Genomic DNA, 2,932 nt, shown 5'->3' on the forward strand with positions numbered 1-2,932 from the left:
GACATCTTGTCAAAAACAGGCTGAGTCTTGACAGTCAGTATGCCATGCCCCATTTCCTCCATTGCGTCCTTAGCATTAGTCATAAGGTTCAGAAATACCTGTTCAAGCTTGTTCTGGTCACCCCATATCCTGGGGATTGAATCATCAAGTTCCTCAATTATTTCGATGTTGTTATTCTTTAGCTGTTGTGAAATGAGGGTAAAGGAGTCATTTATGACCTCATTCAAATTCACCGGTTCAAAAGCGCCTGAAGATTGTCTCGCAAATGCCCTGAGGTGATCAATAATTCTCATCATCCGGCCTGTCTGTCTTTCGATAAGCTTCAGATCCCTGGTTATCTTCTCAGGTACGGTGTCCTCCTCAAGTAATTCCTGAGCATGTCCTCTGATAACCATCAACGGCTGGTTAAGTTCATGAGCAACGCCGGCGGCAAGCTCTCCGACGGCGGCCAGCTTTGCAGATTGTGTAAGTTGAGCGCTTGTAGATTTAAGATCCTGATAAGTATTCTGGAGATACTCCGCCATTTTATTAAATGAGATGGCAAGATCCCCCAGTTCGTCATGCAGATTAGTCCTGATCCTGTGGGTGAAATCTCCGCTGGCGATGATCTGTGTCCCGGTAACCACATCTTTTACAGGATCGGAGAATTTCTTTCCAATGTAGAAGGTAAATATTATGATCAGGACAAATGTCACGAGAAATATAATCAGGAACTGGTCCAACGGTAGGATATCCCGGAAACTTTCATGGTATGGGGTCAGAACCATTACGCTCCACAGACTTGATGGAATGGGTTGATATGAGACTAAATATTCACGGCCTTTTGTTGTTGTAAATCTCTCCGCACCATTATTCCCATTTAATATATTTTCAAGGATTTTATGAAACAACGGAGACTGGTCAAGATATGAGATGTTTGGAAGACCTGCTGTTTCTCCTATTGCAATGATCGTTTGTGCAAGGATTTTCCCGCCTCTTTCCAGAAGGAATGCATGGTTTTCGGATGATAGATTCCACTTCAGCTTTTCACTGAAGTATTCAAGGTTCAGGTCAAAATACAGGAGTCCCATTATATTGCCCTGGTCATGAACAGGTGCGACAAACGGAATAACCCAGTGTTTTGTTTCCGGGTTCAGATAGGGTTCACCCTGATACACACCTCCTGGTGGTTGAGAGAGTCCCGGGACAAAAAAAGGTGTGTCTATAATTGTAGACAAATCTTCCTTCGATGCTATCTGTTTTACCACGACCTTCGTGATCTCATTACCGGATACATCTGTGAATGCAGTGACACTAACTGCCTCCGGGAAAAGCAGTTGTAATTGACGTAGTGTTTTTACCTGCTCATATTCCATTTCAGCCTGTCGATTGTTCTCAGTAAAAAAACGAAAGAAGGCAGGATTTACTGCAGCAAGGAGAAGATTTGTCTGTGCCTTCAGGAAGATAGACTCAATAGCAAAAGATACATGTGACAACTCCTGCACTAATCCATGCTCTCTTTCTCCCAGTCTCTCTTTTTTTGATGTAGTAAGATATATGGTAGTGCCAATCAATAAGGGAAGGAGTCCGATGATAAGAAGAATGATTACAAATTTGGTTCTGATATGTTTAAACATCGCTGAAATATTAACATAATTGAATACTCAATGGTAGGGGAACTATCACCTTACGCGGAGTGATGAGTTTCTGGCGCGTGTGGTAACGGCGATGATAAGTATCACACATGTTATAAAAATATCTCCGTAGCTAAACATGTCTCCATGTTTAGTGTAAACTGTTTTCGTATTAGACGGGAATACTTTCTGGATGAGTACGGATTCTTCAAAAATAGGACTTGCCTGCAGTATCTCACCTTTGGGACTAATAAAGCCTGATATGCCTGTATTCGCAGACCTGGCGAAATAGACCCTGTTTTCAACTGACCTGAAGACAGCCATTGTGAAGTGCTGATATGGTGCCGATGTCTTGCCGAACCAGGCATCATTAGTAATGGTAACCATAAAATCGGCGCCATTGAGAACGAACTTTCTAACCAGTTCCGGAAAGATAACTTCATAACAGATAACTACACCGAATTTACTCTCAGGCAGTCCCATTACAATATGATCTCTTCCAGGGGAGAAGTCACCTGTTCCGGATGCCAGCTTTTCAACAAAAAAAAGAATGTTTGAAAACGGGACATATTCACCGAAGGGGACGAGATGTATCTTATCGTACCTTGCCAGGATATCTCTGTAAGGTGAAATAAGATATGCGCTGTTTAACATGTGAGGTTTAATATCATCATCAAAGAATTTATATGAAGGATTTCCAAAGAGCAGATATGTATTTCCGACTGCAGCGATATCAAGGACCTCTTCACGGTACGATGAGTCTTCCTGAAAAAAGAAGGGTGCGGCAGTCTCAGGCCAGACTACCAGGTCAGCACTGAGTTCTGCTGCTTCGTTTGTCAAACGATGGTATGTATCAATAGTTTTTCGCTGAAAGCCCCTGTTCCACTTTAGATGTTGAGGTATATTCCCCTGGATAACAGCAATCTTCAACCCTTTGTCATTTGAATCGTAATCTTTGCTGAGTCTAAGGTATCCGTAGCAAAGAGAAAGCACAAAAAGAAATGCCGATGATGATATGAGAATGATCCTCATGCGATTACTCAAGACCTTTTCTCTGCGTAAGAAAAAGATTTCGAAAAGCATTGCATTCACAGCGACGATCAGAAAAGATACACCATAGACTCCGGTAATGTCTGCTATCTGAATTATGTGAAGGAATTTATATTGTGAATACCCGAGGGATGCCCATGGGAAACCTGATAGTAAGTGGGCCTTTAGGAATTCAAGAGAGACCCATACAAAAGGGGCAGCTGCAGATATAGGAATAGATGTTTTATCTGATATATATTTAATGAGATATCCGAATAGTCCTGTATATA

At 41.9% G+C, this 2,932-nt stretch carries 2 protein-coding genes; both read right to left on the bottom strand.

Annotated features, from left to right (window positions below; translation table 11 throughout):
* Positions 1-1,616: HAMP domain-containing protein (locus tag IT392_10605; protein MCC6544929.1), on the bottom strand; the 1,616-nt coding region annotated here is incomplete at its 3' end.
* 45 nt (positions 1,617-1,661) lie between these two features.
* A partial coding sequence (gene lnt / locus IT392_10610) for an apolipoprotein N-acyltransferase (GenBank protein ID MCC6544930.1) occupies positions 1,662-2,932 on the bottom strand: 1,271 nt, incomplete at its 5' end.

It is taken from the genome of Nitrospirota bacterium (assembly GCA_020846775.1).
Classification (GTDB): domain Bacteria; phylum Nitrospirota; class 9FT-COMBO-42-15; order HDB-SIOI813; family HDB-SIOI813; genus RBG-16-43-11.